General features: G+C 68.6%; 20 protein-coding genes and 1 tRNA gene. 13 read left to right on the forward strand and 8 right to left on the reverse strand.

Translation table 11 applies throughout. From position 1 onward, the window contains the following. The 3 genes from AX669_RS05135 to AX669_RS05145 all read left to right on the forward strand — a co-directional run. A partial coding sequence (locus AX669_RS05135; protein ID WP_369815063.1) for an FAD-dependent oxidoreductase occupies positions 1-1590 on the forward strand: 1590 nt, incomplete at its 5' end. Between the two features lie 84 nt (positions 1591-1674). Then, on the forward strand, positions 1675-2640 hold the full coding sequence (locus AX669_RS05140) for a DMT family transporter (RefSeq protein WP_062257042.1): 966 nt from the start codon (positions 1675-1677) through the stop codon (positions 2638-2640). Positions 2641-2938: 298 nt separating this feature from the next. Then, positions 2939-3142, forward strand: a complete 204-nt coding sequence (locus AX669_RS05145) for a cold-shock protein (RefSeq protein ID WP_006946709.1) — start codon at positions 2939-2941, stop codon at positions 3140-3142. A gap of 170 nt (positions 3143-3312) precedes the next feature. Here the strand turns inward: AX669_RS05145 and AX669_RS05150 are convergent, their stop codons facing one another. Beyond that, complete coding sequence (locus AX669_RS05150) at positions 3313-4731, reverse strand: LCP family protein (protein ID WP_167539823.1); 1419 nt, start codon at positions 4729-4731, stop codon at positions 3313-3315. A 322-nt stretch (positions 4732-5053) separates the two neighbouring features. Between AX669_RS05150 and AX669_RS05155 the strand changes: the two genes are divergently transcribed. Both AX669_RS05155 and AX669_RS05160 read left to right on the forward strand, forming a co-directional pair. Further along, positions 5054-5148: transfer RNA gene (locus AX669_RS05155), tRNA-Ser, on the forward strand. Between the two features lie 340 nt (positions 5149-5488). Next, entirely contained in the window at positions 5489-6979 is a 1491-nt protein-coding gene (locus tag AX669_RS05160) for an NAD(P)/FAD-dependent oxidoreductase (RefSeq protein WP_231729424.1), read from the forward strand. A gap of 209 nt (positions 6980-7188) precedes the next feature. On the opposite strand, the gene AX669_RS05165 is transcribed toward AX669_RS05160, so the two are convergent. From AX669_RS05165 to AX669_RS05175, 3 genes are all read right to left on the reverse strand, one after another. Next, positions 7189-7719, reverse strand: coding sequence for a GtrA family protein (locus AX669_RS05165; protein WP_062257044.1), 531 nt, complete (start codon positions 7717-7719; stop codon positions 7189-7191). After that, positions 7716-9224: a cell wall metabolism sensor histidine kinase WalK gene (locus tag AX669_RS05170; RefSeq protein ID WP_006946668.1), complete on the reverse strand. Its 1509-nt coding sequence runs from the start codon at positions 9222-9224 to the stop codon at positions 7716-7718. Before AX669_RS05170 ends, AX669_RS05165 begins: the two co-directional genes overlap by 4 nt. 153 nt (positions 9225-9377) lie before the next feature. Further along, a complete protein-coding gene (locus AX669_RS05175) occupies positions 9378-10103 on the reverse strand; it encodes a response regulator transcription factor (protein WP_062257047.1) in 726 nt (241 codons plus the stop codon). Positions 10104-10178: 75 nt separating this feature from the next. Between AX669_RS05175 and AX669_RS05180 the strand changes: the two genes are divergently transcribed. Beyond that, entirely contained in the window at positions 10179-10649 is a 471-nt protein-coding gene (locus AX669_RS05180; protein WP_062257049.1) for a hypothetical protein, read from the forward strand. 168 nt (positions 10650-10817) lie between these two features. On the opposite strand, the gene AX669_RS05185 is transcribed toward AX669_RS05180, so the two are convergent. Beyond that, positions 10818-12545 (reverse strand): glycerol-3-phosphate dehydrogenase/oxidase, encoded by a 1728-nt coding sequence (locus AX669_RS05185; protein ID WP_006946713.1) that lies wholly within the window; start codon positions 12543-12545, stop codon positions 10818-10820. A 317-nt stretch (positions 12546-12862) separates the two neighbouring features. Here AX669_RS05185 and AX669_RS13285 point away from each other — a divergent pair, with 317 nt between their 5' ends. The 5 genes from AX669_RS13285 (at position 12863) to AX669_RS05205 (ending at position 17309) form a co-directional block, all read left to right on the forward strand. Then, positions 12863-13000: a hypothetical protein gene (locus AX669_RS13285; protein ID WP_006946717.1), complete on the forward strand. Its 138-nt coding sequence runs from the start codon at positions 12863-12865 to the stop codon at positions 12998-13000. A 194-nt stretch (positions 13001-13194) separates the two neighbouring features. Beyond that, positions 13195-13920, forward strand: a complete 726-nt coding sequence (locus tag AX669_RS05190; RefSeq protein ID WP_006946749.1) for an MIP/aquaporin family protein — start codon at positions 13195-13197, stop codon at positions 13918-13920. A 58-nt stretch (positions 13921-13978) separates the two neighbouring features. Further along, positions 13979-15496 (forward strand): glycerol kinase GlpK, encoded by a 1518-nt coding sequence (gene glpK / locus AX669_RS05195; protein ID WP_006946725.1) that lies wholly within the window; start codon positions 13979-13981, stop codon positions 15494-15496. 118 nt (positions 15497-15614) lie between these two features. Beyond that, positions 15615-16418 carry a ParA family protein gene (locus AX669_RS05200; protein ID WP_006946687.1) on the forward strand — a complete coding sequence of 268 codons (804 nt, stop codon included), beginning with the start codon at positions 15615-15617 and terminating at the stop codon, positions 16416-16418. A 249-nt stretch (positions 16419-16667) separates the two neighbouring features. After that, on the forward strand, positions 16668-17309 hold the full coding sequence (locus AX669_RS05205) for an RNA polymerase sigma factor (RefSeq protein ID WP_006946678.1): 642 nt from the start codon (positions 16668-16670) through the stop codon (positions 17307-17309). Between the two features lie 486 nt (positions 17310-17795). On the opposite strand, the gene AX669_RS05210 is transcribed toward AX669_RS05205, so the two are convergent. After that, positions 17796-18251, reverse strand: a complete 456-nt coding sequence (locus AX669_RS05210) for a hypothetical protein (protein WP_062257051.1) — start codon at positions 18249-18251, stop codon at positions 17796-17798. 100 nt (positions 18252-18351) lie between these two features. Between AX669_RS05210 and AX669_RS13290 the strand changes: the two genes are divergently transcribed. Next, positions 18352-18507, forward strand: coding sequence for a hypothetical protein (locus AX669_RS13290; protein WP_006944151.1), 156 nt, complete (start codon positions 18352-18354; stop codon positions 18505-18507). A 15-nt stretch (positions 18508-18522) separates the two neighbouring features. On the opposite strand, the gene AX669_RS05215 is transcribed toward AX669_RS13290, so the two are convergent. Next, entirely contained in the window at positions 18523-19158 is a 636-nt protein-coding gene (locus AX669_RS05215; RefSeq protein WP_062257053.1) for a hypothetical protein, read from the reverse strand. 54 nt (positions 19159-19212) lie between these two features. Here AX669_RS05215 and AX669_RS13600 point away from each other — a divergent pair, with 54 nt between their 5' ends. Beyond that, on the forward strand, positions 19213-19491 hold the full coding sequence (locus AX669_RS13600) for a hypothetical protein (protein WP_160126174.1): 279 nt from the start codon (positions 19213-19215) through the stop codon (positions 19489-19491). Positions 19492-19680: 189 nt separating this feature from the next. Here AX669_RS13600 and AX669_RS05220 read toward each other — a convergent pair whose 3' ends face one another. Beyond that, positions 19681-21519 carry a phosphoenolpyruvate carboxykinase (GTP) gene (locus AX669_RS05220; RefSeq protein ID WP_038566783.1) on the reverse strand — a complete coding sequence of 613 codons (1839 nt, stop codon included), beginning with the start codon at positions 21517-21519 and terminating at the stop codon, positions 19681-19683. Between the last annotated feature and the right edge of the window lie 518 nt (positions 21520-22037).

Here is a 22037-nt window from a genome sequence, read left to right on the forward strand (position 1 = left end):
CCCTGCCACCCCGCCAGTGACCCCAGCGTGGGCAGCCTCAACCCCACCCAACGCGCTGCGGCACTGCACCGCCTCGCCCACGAGCGCTACGACGTCATCGTCGTCGGCGCCGGGGTGACGGGTGCCGGCGTGGCGCTCGACGCGGCGTCGCGCGGGCTGCGCACGGCACTCGTCGAGCGCGTCGATCTGGCGGCAGGGACGAGTCGGTGGAGCAGCAAGCTCATCCATGGCGGCCTGCGCTATCTCGCAAAGGGTGACCTCGCCGTCGCCTACGAGTCGGCGCGCGAGCGTCATCACCTGATGACGAGCATCGCGCCGCATCTCGTGCGGCCGCTGCACACGGTGGTGCTCGACACCGGCATCGGTGAGACGGCCGTCTCGAACCTCGGCATCACCCTCTCGGACGGGCTGCGCCGCGTCAGCCGCACGCCGTCGAACGTCCTCGCCGCGCCGCGCCGCATTCGGGTGCGTGACGTCGAGTCGCTCGTGCCTGGGGCAGTGCGCGGCCGCGCGGCGCTGCGCTACACCGACGGCCAGCTCGAGGACGACGCGCGCTTCGTGACGACCCTCGCGCGCACCGCCGCGGCGCACGGCGCCGACGTCGTGACGCGGTGTGCGGCGCGTCCGCTCGACTCTGAGTCCGTCGAGCTCACCGACCAGCTGACGGGGGAGTCGTTCGTCGCCCACGGCCACATCGTGCTCGCGACGGGGGTGTGGAGCGGCGAGCACGACGAGCGTCTCACCGTCACGCCCTCGCGTGGCTCGCACCTCGTCGTCCGGGCGAGCGCGGTGGGTGACCCTTCGGCGCAGCTCGTCGCACCGGTGCCCGGGCACTTTGGCCGCTACGTGTTCGCGATTCCGATCGCCGACGGGCTCGTCCTCATCGGGCTGACGGACGAGGCCGACCCGGACGCCGACCCGCTCGCGCCTTCCGTCCCGGACGAAGACGAGCAGTTCCTGCTCGCCACGATGAACGCCGTCCTGGCCCGTCCGCTGACGCGCGACGACGTCGTCGGGCGCTTCGCTGGTCTGCGACCGCTCGTGACGCGCGCCGACGCCTCGAGCGGGCAAGGCGCGACCGCCGACGCCTCGCGCAAGCACCTGCTCCTCGACGAGCCGGGCGCCCCGATCACCATCACGGGAGGAAAGTTCACGACGTATCGTCGCATGGCGCAGGACGCCGTCGACGCCGTCGCCCGGCGCGTCGGAGGCGTGATCGCATCGTGCCGAACGCGTGAGCTTCCGCTTCTCGGCGCAGCCCCGACTGACGTCCTCGCTCGCGTCGCGGCGCCCGAGCGGCTCGTGCGCCGCTACGGCACGTTGGCCCCGTCGGTGGCCGCGATCGCCGACGAATCGTCGTTCTACGCCGAGCGCGTCGTGCCCGGATCGTCGACGCTGGTCGCCGAGTTCGTCCACGCGGTGCGGCACGAGGGTGCCATGACGCTCGACGATCTCGTCGAGCGCCGCACGCGCCTGGCCTTCGTCGACGCAGACCTCGAGCCGGCTCGGGCCGTTGCGGCGGAGGTTCTGCGGCGCGAGATGGGTCTGGACACCTTCGCAGAACTCCCAGTCGTGCACCGCCGTGCCTGAACGTCCCTGACCGCCCTCGGCCAGTACCCTGAGGCCGGGAGGCCGATGCCGTGGCGTCCGACAACGTCGTCGCTCGGAGGTCGCATGCTGCTCGTCCTGCTGCTGGCTGTCGCCTCCAGTGCGTGTGCGGCGCTGTCGACGGTGTTCAAGCACCGCGCCGCACAGCATGCCGTGGAGCAGCCGGCGGCCGACGAGCGAGCAGACGGTGAGAAGCACCCCCGGCGCGGGTTGCGCGCCGCGGCAGTGGCCTGGGTCGCGAACCCGACGTTCGCCATCGCCATGGTGTTCGACGGGCTGTGCGTCGTCTTCCAGATCCTCGCCCTCAAGTACGGCAGCCTCTCGGTCGTGCAGCCGGTGCTGTGCATGTCGCTCGTCATCAGCCTCGGGCTCAACCACGTCATGCTGCGCACACGCCCGACACGTTCGGAGATCCTCCATTCGCTGACGCTCGTCGCCGGCCTCGTGATGTTCCTGCTCGTCTCCGACGCGATCTCCGCACACGGAGAGACGGCCATCGGTCGTCGCGTGCCCGCCATCATCCTCGCCGTCGTGGGCGGCCTGTTCGTCCTCGGCGCGGTGTTCGGCACGCGCTCGATGCGCCCGCGGATGCGTGCCCGGGCGCTCGCAGCGTCCGTCGCCATCGTCTACGCGACGACGGCCGGGTTGATGAAGTCGACGACGCAGATCTCACACCTCTTCGGTCTCGACGCGGTGCTGACGTCGTGGCAGCTGTGGGTGCTCATCGCGCTCGCTGCCTGTGGTCTGGCGCTCAACCAGGTGGCGTTCGCGGCGGCGCCTCTCAACGTCGTGCTGCCCGTCGTCGCCTCGCTCGATCCGCTGTTCAGCGTCCTCATCGGTGTCAGCGTCTACGGCGACCAACTGCGCGACACGCCCCTCGCCGTCGCCGGTGAGGTGGCCGGGCTCGCGCTGCTGCTGTACTCGGTCGTCAAGCTGAGCTCGGTGCGTGCCGCCCAGGGCGCGGCCGCCGAGGCCGAACTCGCGGCAGCGATGGACGGCGGCGCCACACCGCTGTCGATGCGCAACGAGTGACACCGGCGGCGCACACCTACCCGGCTCGATGCTCCGATGCGCGCTCGAGGTCCTGCTCGGGCTGGAAGTGACGCTCTCCGCCCACTGCTCCAGCTGCTGCGGGTCACCAACTGTTCACCTTCGCGGGACGCGTGGAATGAAGCCCGCGGGGCCGCTCGTGTTAGCGTGAGGGTGGTTGCTTTGCAGAACCCGGTTTTACCCCTGTTGTACATCACCTCAGGCGTTCACGGCATGCACATCAGCCTGAGCCTGCAAAAAGTGCAGGCTCAACGCAGAGAAACAGATTGAGGGATTTCCCATGGCACAGGGCACTGTGAAGTGGTTCAACGCTGAGAAGGGCTTCGGCTTCATCGAGCAGGACGGCGGCGGCGCCGACGTCTTCGTTCACTTCTCCGCCATCCAGACCAACGGCTACCGCTCGCTCGACGAGGGTCAGCGCGTCGAGTTCGAGATCACGCAGGGCGACAAGGGCCCGCAGGCCTCGAACGTCACGGCTGCCTGATCATCTGATCTCGTAGCGTTTTCGTACGAAGCCCCCAGCCGTTCGGCTGGGGGCTTCGTCGTGCGCCGACTCCGTCATGCTCGGGCGGGGCCCGTCACGCAGACGAGTGCGCCGCCCGTCCCTCGTGGGGTGGGCGGCGCAGCCGAGTCTGCGTTCAGTCGTGCGCACGATCAACAGGTGGCCGTGGTGTCGTCGATGGCCTGGTCGCTGCTCGACGAGCTGGTGCTCGCGCTGCTCGACGACGAGTTCGGGGCGGTCGACGACGAAGCGCTCGAGCTGGACTTCGGCTTCGGGGCCGGCGTCGAGCGATCCATGCCCTTCTTGATGAGGGCGCGCACCTTGTCGTAGTCGGGGTGGCTGTCGCTGATGACGGGGTAGGCGAGGTTGACGCTCTTCGTCTGGCCCTTCTTCATCGTGTTCGCGAGGTCGGCGAGGTCGGGCAGTTCGCTCTGCGGCAGGTCGAGCAGGATGTTCTCCTTGGCGACCTTCATGATCGAGGGGAACTGGTTGACCAGTGAGATGGGGTTGGTCTGGTCGATGAGTGCGTTGACCATGCAGCGCTGACGGCGCATGCGGTCGCCGTCGCCGGTCTCGACGCGGCTGCGTGAGTACCACAGGGCTTGCTGACCGTTCAGGTGTTGGCGTCCTTCGGGGATGCGGCCGGTGATCGAGCCGGGCACGATCGCGCCGCCCTCGATCTTGCCACCGATGGCGATGCCCCCGGGAGGGATCGTCATGTCGACGCCGCCCATGGCGTCGACGAGGTCCTGGAAGCCCTTGAGGTTGATGACGGTGGAGTAGTCGATCGGCATGCCGATGATCTCCTGCACGACGTCGCGCGTCGCGTTGAGGCCGGCGTACTGCTCACCGGGGAACAACTCCGGGTGCTGCGTGTCAGCTTCGCTCCACACCGCATCCATCCAACAGGGGTCGCCCGCACCACGTTCGGGGCAGTGGAAGCCGTTCGGGTAGAGCTTGTGCAGCGGGTTCGACTCGGGGAACGGGACGTAGTTCCAGTTGCGCGGGATGCTGATGAGGGTCGTGTCACCCGTGTGGGTGTCGATCGAGGCGACCATGAGCGAGTCCGTGCGGATGCCCGTGCGGTCGCTACCCGCGTCGGAACCGACGAGCATGAGGTTGACGCGGGCCTTCTTCTTGAACGCGTTCTCCTTGGTGGAGGCGGCGCCCTTGCCGTTCTCGATGAACATGGTGCCGAACGCGTCCTGCGTGACGGTGACGGTGCTGACGGCGCGCGCGAGCGGCATCGTCACGGCGAGGCACATGAGGGCGGTGAAGGCCTTGAACAGGATGTCGCCGCGGTGCGACCAGCCGTCGGTGTGCGTCGTGCGCGCGGTGAGAACGATCGACGTCAACCACAGCACGAGGGCAGCGGCCAGCGCGACGAGGGCGAGCTTGAGGCCGGTCGAGGTGAGGACGTTGGCGGCGCCGGTGAGGACGTTACCGCTCAGGAGGAAGATGCTGAGAGCGATGCCGGCGATGACGGCGATGAGCAGGAGGATGACGCCGACGGTGCGACGTTTCGTCCACATCAACCCGAGGCCGGGGACGAGGGTGCTCAGAAATGTCAACGACAGAGAGCGGCGTAGCGTCGCACGGCGGCGTTGACGCTCGCTCGAGCGGGTCACGTCGGACGGTGCGTGCGCACCGGATGGTTCGTGCTCCGCCTGCCTCGCCATCGTGGCCCTCTCTGTTGCGTGTGAGGGCACCGAAAGCTGCCCCTGACACTCCATCATGAGGGATGAAGGAGGAAATGTCTCAATCTGGTGACGAAGCTCGACGCCGGCCGAAGCCCAGGTGTGAGTCTCCTGTGTTGACGTGTCGGGGGGAGGCGGTTTGGTGTGGCGGGGCGGGTCGGATAACCTTTCAGGGCTGCAGCGAAAGCTGCGCGGAGGAGGCGTCGCCTAGTCCGGTCTATGGCGCCCGCCTGCTAAGCGGGTTTGGGGTTTATAGCCCCATCGAGGGTTCAAATCCCTCCGCCTCCGCCAGCGAGAGTGACGAGGGCCCCGCCGGGCGCGACGAAGTCGCCCCGGCGGGGCCCTCGTCACTCTCGCTGAATGGGTACGGGGGATTTGAGGAGGAGGCACGACGCCCGCGAGCGAAGCGAGCGCGCGTCGCGCCGACGGAGTCCCTCCGCCCGTTCCGACAGCTCAACAACTCGCCCGGGCCGCCACAAGAGCGAAGCGAGCGCACGTCGCGCCGACGGAGGCCCTCCGCCCGTTCCGACAGCTCGGCCGCCCGCCCGGGCGCCACGGCACCCCACCCCTCGGTATCGCACCTGTCTCGACGGGCCACGCGCCCACGTCGGGGTCGTTAGCCTCGCAGGTGGTGTGTTCGTGGAGTGAGGAGTTCGTCGTGTCGGTGGGTGTGCAGCAGCAGGTGGAGCACGTCGATGTCGTCGTGGTCGGTGCTGGGTTGTCGGGCGTCGGGGCGGCGTGTCGCATCCAGGAGGCGAATCCGGGCGTCGATTACGTCGTTCGCGAGGCGCGGGATGCGCTCGGTGGCACGTGGGATCAGTTCCGGTATCCGGGGGTGCGAACGGATTCGGACATGTACACGATGTCGTATCCGTTCGCGCCGTGGCATCAGGAGAAGGCGATCGCGGCGGGTGAGGACATCCTCGACTACATCCGTTCGACGGCCGACGCGTTCGGTGTGAGTGAGCGGATTCGTCTGCGGCACAAGGTCGTCAGCGCGGATTGGAGCAGTGCTGACGCGGTGTGGCGGCTGCGCGTCGACACACCTGACGGCGAGGTCGAGACGACGGCCGGCTTCATCCACGCGTGCAGCGGTTACTACAGCTACGCCGAGCCGTATGCGGCGGACATCCCCGCTCTCGCGGAGTTCGCGGGCCAGGTCGTGCATCCGCAGTTCTGGCCGCAAGATCTCGACGTGGCGGGCCGGCGCGTCGTCGTCATCGGCTCGGGTGCGACGGCGATGACGCTCGTGCCGGCGCTCGCCGATCTCGGCGCGGAGGTGACGATGCTGCAGCGAACGCCGACGTATGTGCTCGCGCAGCCGTCGCGTGATCCGCTCGCGGCGGCGTTGGCGAAGATCCCGGACGAGCGGCTCAGCCCGCAGCGCAAGCACGCCGTCATGCGGGCGAAGAACGTTGCGGCGCAGTGGGGTTCGTACCAGACGGCGCGGCGCCTGCCGCGGGCGGCGCGTGCGGTGCTGCGTGCGAACGTTCGTCAGGGTGCGGGTGAGGAGCACGTCGACAGCTTCACCGCGCCGTATGCGCCGTGGGATCAGCGGTTGTGCATCGTGCCTGACGGCGACCTGTTCAAGGCGGTCAGGCACGGGCGTACCAGGGTCGTCACCGACACGGTCGCGAGCGTCGAGCCGGGCGGGGTGCGTACGGGTTCGGGTGAGCTGCTCGAGACCGACGTCATCGTGACGGCGACGGGTCTGGCCGTCGAGTTGCTCGGCGGCGCGAGCCTGCGCATCGACGGCGAGCCGGTCGACGTCTCGCAGCGTCTCGTCTACCGCGGCTGCATGCTCGAGGGCGTGCCGAACGCGGCGCTCTGCGTCGGCTACATCAACGCGTCGTGGAGCTTGCGCGGTGACCTGTCGCACCGGTTCGTCGCGCGGATGATCAAGCATCTGCGTGACGGCCGCTACCGCAGCGCGACGCCCGTCCCGCCGTCAGGGCTCGGCCGGCGCCCGCTGCTCGAGATGGATTCGGGCTATCTGCGCCGCGCGGCCGACATCATGCCGCGTCGCAGCGACGCCGCGCCGTGGACGATGCGGCAGAACTATCTCGCCGAGGCGCGCGAGATGCGCCGCCCGGACGTGACGACGGACGTCGTCTTCGCCTGAAGCGGAACTGCGAAGACGGATCCCCACGGGCGGTGGAACCTGTTGTTGGACGCGGAGGTTGGCCGGACGGCCGAGTGCGGTGCTGAATGCATCACGAAGTTGGAGCATCGACATAATGACCGGTAGCACCCGGTGAAGCGAGGACCTGTAGATCGGGGGGCGGATTAGACGGGCCTCGATGGCTCGGGCGCACCGTGCGCCGCGCCCGTTCAGTCCCGGGCGGCGAAGATGCGGCGGAACACCACGAAGCGGATGACGGTGGCGATGGCGTTGCCGACGGTCACCGTCACGGTGTCCCACAGCGTCGAGGCGTGCGGCCACTGGTGATGTTCGAGGGCGAGGGCTCCGCTCGTCACGGCGAGCGTGACGACGAGGATGGCGAGGCTCTGCAGGTGAGCGTCACGGCCGCGTTCGTGGCCGGCCGCGTCGAACGTGAACCGCTGATTGACCCACGTGTTGAGCACCGTGCAGATGAGCAGCGCCAAGATGTTCGCGATCTGGTGGTTCATTCGCGTGTCGAGAACGGCGAACAACACCGTGTAGAGCACCGTCGAGGCGATGCCGACCATCGCGAAGCGCATCGCCTGCGCCGCTCCGGGGGAGCGCAGCGCGTCGAGGCGGCTGCTGCCTGGAGCGTTCGCCGTCATCGACTCGTCGCTCGAACCCGATGAGGTCGAAGCAGTAGAGACGGGCGCGGTCGTCGAGCGGTGCGCGGTGTCCGCGCCGGGCGTCGGGTTCACGATCGGTCCTCCTGAGACGATGGCCGCGGATCTTCGAGGGGCAGGGACACCGTGAAGCACGTGCGTCCCGGCCGGCTCTCCACCCGCACGGTACCGTGATGCGCCGCGACGACCGCATCGACGATCGACAACCCCAACCCCGTCGAGCCCTCCGTACGCGTTCGCGCTGCGTCCCCGCGCGTGAACCGCTCGAACAGGTGCGGCATGAACTCGGGCGGGATGCCAGGGCCGTCATCGGTGACGGTGAGCAGCACGTCGTCATCGCGCCGCGCGAGGCCGGCCGTCACCGTCGTGCCCGCCGGGGTGTGACGCCGCGCGTTGGCCAAGAGGTTGATGACGACCTGACGCAGGCGCGCCTCATCGCCGATGACCTCCGGGAAGTCCTCCAGATCCTCCGGCAGGTCGAGATGCCACACGTGCTCGGGCCCAGCCGCGTGCAGATCGCTGACGGTCTCGACGACGACGCGCGTCAGGTCGACCGGTTCGCGTTCGAGCTCGCGCCCTGCGTCGAGTCGGGCGAGCAACAGCAGGTCTTCGACGAGTGTCGTCATGCGTCCCGCTTCCGACTCGATGCGGCCCAGCGCATGCGTGACACCGACGGGAACCGGCTCCTTCTCGCGCCGCGACAACTCCGCGTAGCCACGGATCGATGCGAGTGGCGTGCGTAGCTCATGGCTGGCATCGGCGACGAACTGGCGCACCTGCATCTCGCTCTCGTGACGCGCGTCGAGCGCTGAGTCGACATGGTCGAGCAGGTTGTTCAGCGCCAACCCGACGGTGCCGACCTCGGTGTGATCGTCGGTCAGCGCCACCGGCACGCGCTCGTCGGTGCGCACGTCACCACGCCCCAGCGGCAGTTCAGAGACACGTTCCGCCGTCGCTGCCACCTGCTGCAGCGGCCGCAGGTTACGACGCACGAGCAGGAACGAGGCGCCCCCGATCGTGACGAGACCGAGCAGCCCCATGAGTGCGATGTTGCCGGCGAGCGCGCGGATGTTGTCGTCGATCGGCGCGAGCGGTAGCCCGATGAACGCGATGTCCCCGTCGGGCTTCGGGACACGCACGACGCGGTAGCGGCCTAGGGAGCCGTCGAAATCCATCGTCTTCGGCGTCGTGCCCAGGTCTGCCGTCGCGAGACTGCGAATCTGCGCTTGCGACAACGTCAACTGTGTGCCCGTCGCGGACGAGACATAGTTCTGGTCGACCACGAGCGAATCAGGCGTCGACGACGCGTCGAGCGTCAGCCGCAGCACACTGCCCCCGAGGCCTGGTGCGCGACGGTGCGAGTCCTTGTCCGCCGGCCCGCCCAGCTCCGTGGTTCCCGCCGGCCCGCCGCCGACGGCGCGCTCGACGTCGATGAGTTGCTGATCGACCTGCTTCATCAGCGAAGTGCGCATCGACAGCACCGTCGCGGCGCCGATGAGCGTCAGCACGACGATGAACAGGGTGACGATGGACGCGAGCAGCTTCGAACGCAGCGTCCACCGGGCCGGGTTGAGGATCATGACGGGTCGCTGTCTCCCAGCTGCTCGAGGGCGGGTGGTCGTCTCCGCGTGGGGATGGGGACGGGCTCCAGGCCTCCATCTTCGCCCGTGATCGCGTCGTGCCCGACGCGTTCTCGGGCAACGATCGCTGACGACGGATGCCCGCCGCCGCGATCAGCCGGCCGGTTTGAGCACGTAACCGGCGCCGCGCATCGTGTGGATCATCGGTTCGCGGCCCGCGTCGATCTTCTTGCGCAGGTAGCTGATGTACAACTCGACGACGTTCGCCTGCCCACCGAAGTCGTAGTGCCACACGCGATCGAGGATCTGCGCCTTGCTCAGCACGCGCTTCGGGTTGCGCATGAGGAAGCGCAGGAGCTCGAACTCCGTTGCCGTCAGGTTGATCTCGGTGCCGGCGCGCATCACCTCGTGGCTGTCCTCGTCGAGCGTCAGGTCGCCGACGGTGAGCAGCGACGTCTCCTCCTCGGCGAGCTGCACCGAGCGACGCAGCAGCGCCCGCACGCGTGCCACGACCTCCTCGAGGCTGAACGGCTTCGTGACGTAGTCGTCGCCGCCCGCCGTCAGACCGGCGACACGATCCTCGACGGCGTCGCGTGCCGTCAGGAACAAGACCGGCAGCGCCGGGTCCTCGTCGCGCATGCGCCGCAGCACCTCGAGGCCGTCGAAGTCGGGCAGCATCATGTCGAGCACGACGGCGTCCGGCTTGAACTCCTTCGCCGTCTTGACGGCCGAGTTGCCCGTCGCCGCCGTCTTGATGTCCCACCCCTCGTAGCGCAGCGCCATCGAAAGCAGTTCGGTGAGGTTCGACTCGTCGTCGACGACGAGGACGCGGACGTTCGAGCCGTCAGGACGCTTCAGGGCAGGGGCAGCGGTGCTCATGACTCCGAGTCTGCGCCACCTGACTGTGTCCTTTCAATGCCGTTTCTGTGTGAGCGGCGAGCGGTGTCGTCCCACATGGCGCCGATGCACACCGAGTGGGAGCGGGACGGGGAGGTCGACGTCGCATTCGGATGCGGTGGTGTTGCTCGCGGCGCTGCGCGCTCGTTCGTCGCCGAGACGGCCGCCGGGCCGATCGCGATGGCTCCGCCGGCCGATCTCCTCGGCGAGGTCGTCGATCGGGTGCCGCTCGTCGACGCGGTGCTCGCGCGTCATGAGCTGATGGCGAAGGACATGCTGAGCGAGTGGTCGACGAACCCACGCCTGCGCCAGGTTGCCCGTCTCGCCGACGGGCGCGCCGAATCGCCGATGGAGGCGCGCCTGCGTCCGTTGTTCGTGCTGGCGGGCTTGCCGACGCCGGTGCTGCAGCACCCGGTACGCATCGAGGGAGTGAACCGGCGCTTCGACCTCGCATATCCGCAATGGCACCTCGCCTTCGAGTACGACGGAGAGCATCACCACACGAGTGAGCGGGCGAGGCGCGCGTGACGCTTCCACATTGTGCAGATGCGCACCCGTGTGGGGAAGACGTGACGCCGCGTCGTCCCACTCGGCGTAGAACTGCACCGAGTGGGGAGAACCCCGACACGCGACGTCCCACTTGCCGCGCATCTGCGACAAGTGGGACGTGTGGTCGGCGCTCCTGCGGACGGACCGTCAGCGGGTGGCGACGACCTTGCGCAGCTGCGGGCGCGGGTCCGGAGCGGACAGGCGGGCGGCGTCGGATGCCTCGTCGGTGTCGAGCTCCTGCGACTTCACCTCGGCAGCGACCCGCTCGGTGTATGACTCGACCTCGGCGTCGCGCTGCTCCTGCGTCCAGCCCAGGATCGGCGCGATGATGTCGGCGACCTCGGCGGCCGCGTCGACGCCGCGGTGCTTCGTCTCGATCGACATGCGCGTGCGGCGCGCGAGGACGTCCTCGAGGTGCATCGCACCTTCGTCCGTGACGGCATACGCGATCTCGCAGCGCAGGTACTCGTCGGCGTTCGTGACGGGCTCGAGCAGCGACTCGTCGTCCTTCGACAGGGCGAGCACGTCGTACAGCTTCGAGCCGTAACGGTTGAGCAGGTGCTCGATGCGCCACTCGGGCAGGCCCGACTCGGCGGCGATCTCGTGCTTGAGGTTGAGCATCGCGGCGTAACCGTCGGCGCCGACGAGCGGCGTCACCTCCGTCACCGACTCCTTGATCGGGCCGAGGTCCTGGGCCGCGGCGTCGACGGCGTCGGCGGCCATGACGCGGTACGTCGTGTACTTGCCGCCGGCGATCGAGATGAGGCCCGGCTGCGGACGCGCGACGGCGTGCTCGCGCGACAGTGCGGAGGTGTCCTCGCTCTCGCCGGCGAGCAGCGGACGCAGACCGGCGAACACGCCGAGGATGTCGTCACGCGTCAGCGGCGAGGCGAGCACCGTGTTGACGTGCTCGAGGATGTAGTCGATGTCCTTGCTCGTCGCGGCGGGGTGCGCGACGTCGAGCGCCCAGTCGGTGTCGGTCGTGCCGATGAGCCACTGCTGGCCCCACGGGATGACGAACAGCACCGACTTCTCGGTGCGCAGGATCAGGCCGACCTCGCCGGCGATGCGGTCACGCGGGACGAGGATGTGCACGCCCTTCGACGCGCGCACCCGGAAGCGGCCCTTGCCACCCGTCATCTTCTGGATGTCGTCGGTCCACACGCCCGTGCAGTTGATGACGACCTTGGCGCGCACGTCAGCCGTCTCGCCGGTCTCGACGTCGCGGATCTTCGCGCCGACGACACGGTCGGCCTCGGTGATGAGCGAGACGACCTCGGTCGAGTTGCGCACGATCGCGCCGTACTGCGCGGCGGTGCGGGCGACCGTCATCGTGTGACGTGCGTCGTCGGCCTGGCAGTCGTAGTAGCGGATCGAGCCGACCATCGCGTCGTTCTTGAGGCCGGGGAACATCTTCATCGTGCCGCTCTTCGTCAGGTGCTTCTGACGCGGGACGGAGCGGGCGCCGCCCATCTGGTCGTACATCGCGATACCGGTCGCGACGTACGGGCGCTCCCACGCGCGGTGCGACAGCGGGTACAGGAACGCGACGGGGTGGACGAGGTGCGGCGCGATGCGCGTCATCATGAGCTCGCGCTCCTTGAGCGCCTCGGCGACGAGCGCGAAGTTGAGCTGCTCGAGGTAGCGCAGGCCACCGTGGAATAGCTTAGAGCTGCGCGACGACGTGCCGCTCGCGAAGTCGCGGGCCTCGACGAGACCCGTGCGCAGACCGCGCGTGACGGCGTCGAGCGCAGTGCCGGCGCCGGTGACGCCACCACCGATGACGAGGACGTCGAGCTCACGCTCGGTGAGTTCGCGCCAGGACTCGGCGCGCGAGCTGGGGCCCAACTGTGCGCTGTACGGGTGCATGGTCATCGAAAACCTCCACTGCCGGGTCGAAGGCGCGTCGGAGATCGCCGAGCCGCGCCGATTCTCTGGTCTTCCTTCAGCTTAGACCCGCCTGTTCGTCCCCGATACCGCCTGCGGGGGTGTCATTCCTCACCGGACGGCGGCGCAGCTCGCCGGGCCGCGTGGGCCACGCCCTGCCACGTGGGCCTCTCCCGGCAGCGTGGGCCGCGACGAACTGCGCGAGTCCGATCGACCTGGTGGGTGGTCGACGAGATCGGTTGAGGTGCCGCTGGCCCCGTGCGAGCATGGGCGCAGAAGTAGACACGATCTCGAGGAGCTGTCTCATGGAGCACGCCATCACGTGGGTCCTGTGGGCCGTCACCGCCGTCGTTCCCTTCCTGGGCCTGGCCTGGTGCCTCACGTCGCCGCCGGCCGAGGTGCGTCGCACGCCTGAGATCGCTGAGACCTCGCCCGAGCGCTGACGTCGTCCCCGGCTGTCCCGAGGCGTGGGAACCGCCCCGGCTGCTTGATCCCTTGCGCGTGCCAGGGCCACGATGACGGGTGTGACGCGGAACATGTCCCCGTCCGACCTGCCGGGGTGCGCCTGACGTAGGCTTCATCGGTAGCATGAGTGGTGGTCGTCACATGCCACCGTCGAACGTCGAGAAAGGCACCCATGAGCCTCGGTCAGGTCTTCGTCAGCGAACTTCTCGGGACGGCGATTCTCATCGTCCTGGGTGTCGGAGTGGTGGCCAACGTGCTGCTGCCCCGCAACGGAGGCTTCGGGGGAGGGCCTCTGATGATCAACATCGGGTGGGGCTTCGCCGTCTTCGCCGGTGTCTTCGCCTCGTACAAGTCGGGCGCGCACCTCAACCCGGCCGTCACTCTGGGCATCCTCGCCTCGGGGGCCGATGAGTACGCGAAGGGCGTCGACATCAGCGTCGCGTCGACCTTCGTGTATCTCGCGGCGCAGTTCATCGGCGGCTTCATCGGTGCCGTCGTCGTCTGGGCCGCCTACAAGAAGCAGTTCGACGATCACGAGGACGCCCCGACGAACGTCTTCTCGACGGCTCCCGCCGTGCGCGCGCCGTTCTGGAACGTCGTCACCGAGGTCGTCGGCACGTTCATCCTCGTCTTCACGATCCTCGCGTTCACGAAGACCCCGAGCCAGGCCGGCCCGCTCAACGTCGCGTTCCTCGTCGTCGCGATCGGCGTCAGCCTGGGTGGCCCGACGGGTTATGCCATCAACCCCGCCCGTGACCTCGCTCCGCGTCTCGCGCACTTCGTCCTGCCGATCCCGCGCAAGGACGACTCCAACTGGGGTTACGCCTGGGTGCCGGTCGTCGGCCCCGTCATCGGTGGTGTGCTCGCCGGTCTCGCCGCCCACGCCTACATCGGCTGACGCAGAAGCGCACACTGGACACCAGCAGCATCGAACACGGATCGCACGAGGAGTGAACATGGCTGACAAGGCAGAGAAGAAGTACGTCGCCGCCATCGACCAGGGCACGACGAGCACGCGCTGCATGATCTTCGACCATGACGGCGAGGTCGTCGCCGTCGCGCAGATGGAGCACCAGCAGGTCTTCCCGAAGGCGGGCTGGGTCGAGCACGACGCCCTCGAGATCTGGACGAACACGCGCAAGGTCTGTGCCGAGGCCCTCGCAAAGGGTGACCTCGACTCCGACGACATCGCCGCCGTCGGCATCACCAACCAGCGTGAGACGACGCTCGTGTGGGACAAGAACACCGGCAAGCCGGTCTACAACGCGATCGTCTGGCAGGACACGCGCACCGACGCGATCTGCAAGGAACTCGCCGGTGACGCAGGCAGCGAGAAGTACAAGGACGTGTGCGGTCTGCCGCTCGCGACGTACTTCGCCGGCCCGAAGGCCAAGTGGATCCTCGACAACGTCGACGGCGCCCGCGAGAAGGCCGAGAAGGGCGACCTGCTGTTCGGAACGATGGACACGTGGGTCATCTGGAACATGACGGGCGGGCCGAAGGGCGGCGTCCACGTCACCGACGTCACCAACGCCTCACGCACGATGCTGATGAACCTCGACACCCTCGAGTGGGACGAGGACATCGCGAAGGACATGGGCATCCCCATGTCGATGCTGCCTGAGATCCGCAGCAGCAGCGAGGTCTACGGCAAGGTGCGTCACCGCGGCATCCTCAAGGACGTGCCGATCTCCGGCGCGCTCGGCGACCAGCAGGCCGCGACGTTCGGCCAGGTCTGCTTCGAGCCCGGCACCGCGAAGAACACGTACGGCACGGGCAACTTCCTCATCCTCAACACGGGTGAGGAGAAGGTGATGAGCAAGAACGGTCTGCTCACGACCGTCTGCTACAAGATCGGCGACGAGAAGCCCGTCTATGCACTCGAGGGTTCGATCGCCGTCACCGGCTCGCTCGTGCAGTGGCTGCGTGACAACCTCAAGCTCATCAAGGACGCCAAAGAAGTCGAGAAGTACGCGAAGGAGGTCGACGACAACGGCGACGTCTACGTCGTCCCCGCCTTCTCCGGCCTGTTCGCGCCGCACTGGCGTAGCGACGCGCGCGGCGCCATCGTCGGCCTCACCCGCTTCGCGAACCGCGGCCACATCTGCCGCGCCGCCCTCGAGGCCGTCGCGTTCCAGAGCCAGGAGGTCGTCAAGGCAATGAACGCCGACTCCGGCGTCGACCTCACCGAGCTCAAGGTCGACGGCGGCATGGTCGTCAACGAGACGCTCATGCAGTTCCAGAGCGACCTGCTCGACGTCGACGTCATCCGCCCGAAGATCAACGAGACGACCGCGCTCGGCGCCGCGTACGCCGCGGGGCTTGCCGTCGGGTTCTGGAAGGACCTCGACGACTTGCGCCGTCAGTGGGCCGAGAGCAAGCGTTGGGAGCCGTCGATGGACGACGCAGAGCGTCAGCGTCTGCTCAAGCGCTGGGGTCAGGCCGTCGAGCGCACGCTCGACTGGGCTGAGTGATCGCCCGCCCACGACCGACGACCGCACCCCCTGCCTCGGTGCAGGGGGTGCGGTCGTCGGTCGTCGCGGTGCGGTGAAACGTCCCCGGTGGGCGGCGTTGCTCGGTAAGGTTCGAGACATGTTCGTCGTCAGCGTGTGCAGCCTCAAGGGCGGGGTGGGCAAGACGTCCATCGTGCTCGGCCTCGCCGCCGCAGCGCGGGCGAGGGGGCTGACGACGCTCGTCGTCGACCTCGATCCGCAGGGGGATGCGACGTACGCGTTGGGCGTCGACGCTCCCGGGGCCGTCAGTGCTGACGTGCTGGAGCGGCCGAAGCGCAAGGTGCTCGAGCGCGCCATCGTGCCGGCCGGCTGGCCGCGCGGCAACGCCGATCTGCACGTGCTGCCGAGTTCGGACGCGACGGCGAACCTCGACAGGCCCGACGCCGACGGCGAGCAGTTGCACACGCTGCGCACCGCGCTCGGCAAGCTCGACTACGACCTCGTTCTCATCGACGCGCCGCCGTCCCTGAGCGGCCTGACGCGCAGTGCGCTCGTCGCGAGCGACCGCGCCGTCGTCGTGACGGAGGCGGGTGCGTTCGCCGTCAACGCCGTGACGCGACTGTTCGCGGCGATCGACGAGATCCGCCGCACCGAGGCCGGCGGGTTGCAACCGCTCGGCATCGTCCTCAATCGGTACAAGCCGTCGATGGCGGAGCAGCGCGCGCAGCGGGCCGCGCTCGAGCGCGCGTTCGGCCCGCTCGTGCTCTCGCCGACGCTGCCCGATCGCGCGGTCGTCCCGAAGGCTCAGGGAGCACGTGCACCCCTCGACGCGATGTCCGGTGGCGCCGCGGCGCTCCAGGGCTTCGAGCTTCTCCTCGGACGCATCGAGCGAGCGTCGCGGCTGACGCGTCGCAGTGATCGGCGGGCGTCCGCGTCAGCATGACGCGTTTCTCATCGCCGACCCGCGCAACCCACATGGGTCTCATGCGTCTATACGGTCATGAACGGGGTGGACGGACGGCGCGTGGGGTGCGTGCCGAACGACAAGAGGATCGGCGCAGCTGCGCCACGATCCACCGCCATGACACCCTGTAGAGTCGGAACCTATGCATCGCTGAGCCCGGCGGGTTGCGCCCGCGCCCCGCGCCGAAGGGCGAGTCCACGCGCCCAACACGTGACGGGAGGAGACGCCATGACGTCGATCGTCGTGCCCATCCCCCTGCCGCCGTGGGCGATGACGGCCGGGGACGCGACCTCCCGTCGCGCGCGTCGCGACGGCGACGCTGCGTCGTCCCGCCGCGATTCCGCGGCCGGCATGCCGGATGACGGCCACGGCGAACCCGAGGGTCTCGACCTCGACGAGCTCTACACGAGCACCTACCACGACATGGTTCGGCTGGCGCGGCAGTTCGTCGACGACGTCGAGTCGGCGCAGGACGTCGTCCACGACGCGTTCCTGGGCCTCTACCGCAACCGTCACAACCTCGAATCGCCGGCGAACGCGCGCGCCTACCTGCGCACGGCCGTGATGAATCAGGCGCGCTCGGCGCTACGCCGTCGACGCACCGCGCGCGAACACATGGCCGTCGCCGAGCCCGAGACGGCACCCGGCTCCGACGAACCCGTCCTCCTCGCCGACGAGCACGCCGAGGTGCTGCGTCACCTCGACGCGTTGCCGGCGCGGATGAAAGAGGTGCTCGTCCTGCGTTACTGGGAGGGGCTCAGCGAGGCAGAGATCGCGAAGACCCTCGGCATCAGCACAGGAACCGTGAAATCGCAGGCTTCCCGCGCGATGAAGAAACTGACGGTATCCATGCGAGGCAACGATGGGTGAGTTGCGACCTGACGACTTCACCGCCTTCGAAGCGACGCTTCGAGAGGCGCTGTCGGCGCGGGCCCACACCGTCAGCCCCGCGACGCTCAACGTCGCGAAGATGGAAGCGCTGCGCGAAGCCCTGACGATGCCGCACGGGGCGGGAGGCTCCGGTTCTACGGGCTCGTCTGGTTCGTCCGGCGGCTCGGGTGGGTCCGGCGGTATCGGCGCGGGTGGCAGCGTGAGCACCTGGGCCGCAGGTGGCCTCGTCCTCACCGCCGCAGCATCGGCAGCGTTCGGCCTCGTCTACATGGGCAAGGATTCGGCGCGGTACGAGACGCGCACCGCTGCGTCCCAGACGAGCGCTGCCGGCTCGCAGGGCGCGCCGCCCACCTCCGGCGCGCCGTCCGGGACGCAGCCGACGGGCGCGGCGTCGTCCGAGGCGACGAATTCGTCTTCGGCATCGGTGGCGCCGTCGACGGCAGGTACGTCCGATGTATCAACGGCTCAGCCGACGGCGAGCGATGCCGGCGCCAGCCGTTCATCAGCTAACAGCGCGACGTCGCTGCCGCCTGTGCCCGTGCGCTCGGTGGCGGCCGCGCCGAGCGCTGACGCCGTCCCGACGGTGCCGCCGACGAGCGCGCCGTCGATGCCCACCGGGCCGGGCATCGTCGTGGCCGACTCGCCGGCGACGAGCCATTCGACCACGTCGCCGACCACGAGTGACGTCCCCACTGCATCGTCGACGGCTGGCCCGACGACGAGCACCGTGCCGCCCGTGACGCCGACGTCACCGGCCCAGCCGACTTCGTCACGTCCCACGGCACCGACGACGAGCATCGTCGTTCCGCCGACGACAGCGGAACCGACATCACCGCAGCCGACGAGCTCGGATCCGACGTCGCCGACGACGAGCATCGTCAACCCGCCGACGACGACGGAACCGACCTCGCCGCAGCCCACGTCGCCTGAGCCGAGTACGTCGACCGGCCCGACGACGCCCCCTGCGCCGGGGACAGGCTTTGATCCGGCGTGGGGTCGGGGGCTCCAGATCGGTCGATGGATGTGCTTCGATCCGGTCCGCGTCGGAGGTACGAACGCACCTGCCGGATGGCAGGTGCTCGACCTCCAGGAGATCCAGGTCATCTTCCCGTGGGCCCAGTTCCCGTGGGGTGCCACGGCGTGGTGCGCGCCCATGACCCTCGGCAGCGGAGGCTGACCGGCCGCGCTGGCGTCAGCCGGGGTCGACCATGGTGACGCCGGGTCGCTGCGAGTGTGCGCGGACGCGTTCGGCGTTGGTCTGATCCGGTCCGAGGGCACGTCGTCGGGCGTCGGCCGGGTCGTTGCCGTACGACTCGTGGCGGGCCATGAGACGGGCCAGGCGTCGCTCGGCTGAGGGAGTGAGCATCCACGCCACGTCGAACAGCAGCGCCAGGCGGGCCCACGGCTCCTCGGCGAGCAGCACGTAATTGCCTTCGACGATGACGAGTTGTGTGTCGGCGGGCACCTCGATCGCGCCGGCCACCGCGTCTTCGATCTCTTGGCGGAACTCGGGGGCCCAGATCGTCGGATCGCCGGGTCGCTGGGCGTGGATGCGTTCGACGAGCGTGACGAAGCCGTGCGCGTCGAACGTCTCGGGCGCGCCCTTGACGTCCGTCATCGCCCGGCTTTCGAGGACGCTGTGCGCGAGGTGAAAGCCGTCCATCGGCACGACGGCGGCCGTGACGCCGGCCTGGTCGGCGTCGAGCAGCAAGCGGGCGGCCGCCGTCGACTTCCCTGCGCCCGGCTCGCCGGCAAGACCGAGCAGGACGCGTGAGCCGCTCCGACAGTGTTCGATGACGGCGGCGCTGGCCTCGTCCAAGGGGATCATGCGGTCATTCCTCTCGTCTCGGCGCAGCCTACCGCCGGCCCTCAGAGAGAGCCCGTGCCCGAGCCTGCGCCCGTCCTCAACGGCGATTCCTGTCCCCATCTGCGAATTTCGTCCACCTTCGCGATTCTCGTCCACCTCTGCGAACGGCGTCCCCATCTGCGATTCTCGTCCACCTTCGACGCCGCCACGGACGCCGAGGTGCTCCCGCCGGGCGCCGATGCGAATGTGACCAAGAATCGCGAAAGGGGACAGGATTCGCCGATGGGGATGAGAAACGCAGACGGGGACGAGGATCGCCGGGGGGACGGCGAAGCCTCCCGGGCGCTCGGGTGAGCACGCGGGAGGCTTCGTGACCGACGACGGCCAGTGACGATCGGCCGGGATCGCCACGTCGTGGGGGAGACGCACCCTGCTGGGCTTCATCGAGTCTGCCCCGCCCAAGCGGAACCTGCTGGCGCACGCCCCGCCGAAGCGGAACCTACTCATGCAGGCACCGAGGCGGCGAGCGTCTCCGTGATGGGCTCAGGCGCCGAGGCGCTCCTTGAGACCGTCGAGCTCGACCTGCAGCTGCACGGGCAGCTGGTCGCCGAACTTCGCGAACCATTCCTCGATCTGCGGGATCTCGGCCTTCCACTCCTCGACGTCGACGGCGAGCGCCTTCTCGAGCTGCGCGTCCGTCAGGCCGAGGCCGTCGACGTCGAGCGACTCGGGCGTCGGGACGTGGCCGATGGGCGTCTCGACCGCGGCGGCCTTGCCCTCGATGCGCTCGATGACCCACTTGAGGACGCGGCTGTTCTCGCCGAAGCCCGGCCACAGGAAGCCGCCGTCCTCGTCACGACGGAACCAGTTGACGTAGAAGATCGCCGGCAGCTTGGATGCGTCGGCGTCCTTGCCCACGTTGACCCAGTGCTGGAAGTAGTCGCCGGCGTTGTAGCCGATGAACGGCAGCATCGCCATCGGGTCGCGGCGCACGACGCCCACCGCGCCGGTCGCGGCGGCCGTCGTCTCGGACGACAGCGTCGCGCCCATGAAGGTGCCGTGCAGCCAGTCGCGGGCCTCGGTGACGAGCGGAACCGTCGTCTTGCGGCGGCCACCGAACAGGATCGCCGAGATCGGCACGCCCTGCGGGTCGTTGTACTCGTCGGCCAGGATGTCGCACTGGTCGATCGGCGTGCAGTAGCGGCTGTTCGGGTGGCTCGACAGCTCGCCCGACTCGGGCGTCCAGTCGTTGCCCTTCCAGTCCGTCGCGTGAGCCGGCGTGTTCTCCAGCTCCTCCCACCACACGTCGCCGTCGTCGGTCAGGGCGACGTTCGTGAAGACGCTGTTGCCCTTGTTGATCGCGGCCATCGCGTTCGGGTTCGTGTGCTCGTTCGTGCCCGGCGCGACGCCGAAGAATCCGAACTCGGGGTTGACGGCGTAGAGGCGGCCGTCCTCACCGAAACGCATCCAGGCGATGTCGTCGCCGAGCGTCTCGACCTTCCAGCCCGGGATGGTCGGCTTCAGCATCGCGAGGTTCGTCTTGCCGCAGGCGCTCGGGAAGGCCGCCGCGACGTAGTAGACCTTGTTCTCCGGGGAGATCAGCTTGAGGATGAGCATGTGCTCGGCGAGCCAGCCCTCGTCACGCGCCATGACGGACGCGATGCGCAACGAGTAGCACTTCTTGCCCAGCAGCGCGTTGCCGCCGTAACCCGAGCCGAAGCTCCAGATCGTGCGCTCCTCGGGGAACTGCACGATGTACTTCTCCTCGTTGCACGGCCACGCGACGTCCTTCTGGCCGTCGGCGAGCGGCGCGCCGAGCGAGTGCAGCGCGGGGACGTACTTGGCGTTCTCGCCGAGCTCCTCGATGCGCTTCAGGATCTTCGTGCCGCAGCGCGCCATGACGCGCATCGACGCGACGACGTACTCCGAGTCGGTGATCTCGACGCCGAACATCGGGTTCTCGGCCTCGAGGTGACCCATGACGAAGGGGATGACGTACATCGTGCGGCCCTTCATGCAGCCCTTGTACAGGCCACGCATGAGGTCCTTCATCTCGTTCGGGTCCATCCAGTTGTTGGTGGGCCCGGCGTCCTTCTCGTCGACGGAGCAGATGTACGTGCGGTCCTCGACGCGCGCGACGTCCTGCGGCGAGCTCGCGGCGTAGAACGAGTTCGGCTTCTTCTCCTCGTTGAGGCGCGTGAACGTACCCTGCTCGACGAGCTTGTCGGTGATCTGCTTCCACTCCTCATCCGATCCAGTCACCCACTGGATGCGGTCGGGGGTGGTCATCTCGGCGACCTCCGCAACCCAGGCCGCGAGGCCCTCGTGCGTCGTGCCGCCTTCGGTGGGAACGCCGGCCTTCGGCATGTCCATCGTCGTCATGTGGATCGGCCATCCTTAGTGTGCGATCGGGCCCGAGCGGGATCTCCGCGCGTGCCGTCCTGATCGCTGTCGTCGGTCACCCCGGCCGCGGACGTTTCGTGGCTGGCCACGATTGTTTTCCGCTGCACGAATGGGGACTCTTCGAACGTACGGGTATCTCGACGTCAAGATAAGATGGGCGATCGAACCAAGCTTGTGAGCTGAGTCACAAATGCATGGTGACCTGTTGGGTTTCAGTGTCGAATGTCGAAAGTGACGACGAACTCGCCGTTAACTCAACATTTCCACCCACGACGGTGACCTGTGGCACGGGTTGTTGGCGGGTTCGTTCGGAGGCGTTCGGAACGCTGCGCGGACGCTGAGTGCGAAACTCCCAAGCTTGGGCGTTTCGACGGTCGCGTGCCGCGGGCCGGCTGCGAAACTCCCAACCTCGGGCGTCTGAGGCCCAGGGGGTGGCGGGTCGGCTGCGAAACTCCCAAGCTCGGGCGTTTAAGGCCGGCGGGGGCGCGGGTCGGCTG

The organism is Dermacoccus sp. CCH2-D9 (assembly GCF_001556795.1).
GTDB lineage: Bacteria > Actinomycetota > Actinomycetes > Actinomycetales > Dermatophilaceae > Dermacoccus > Dermacoccus nishinomiyaensis.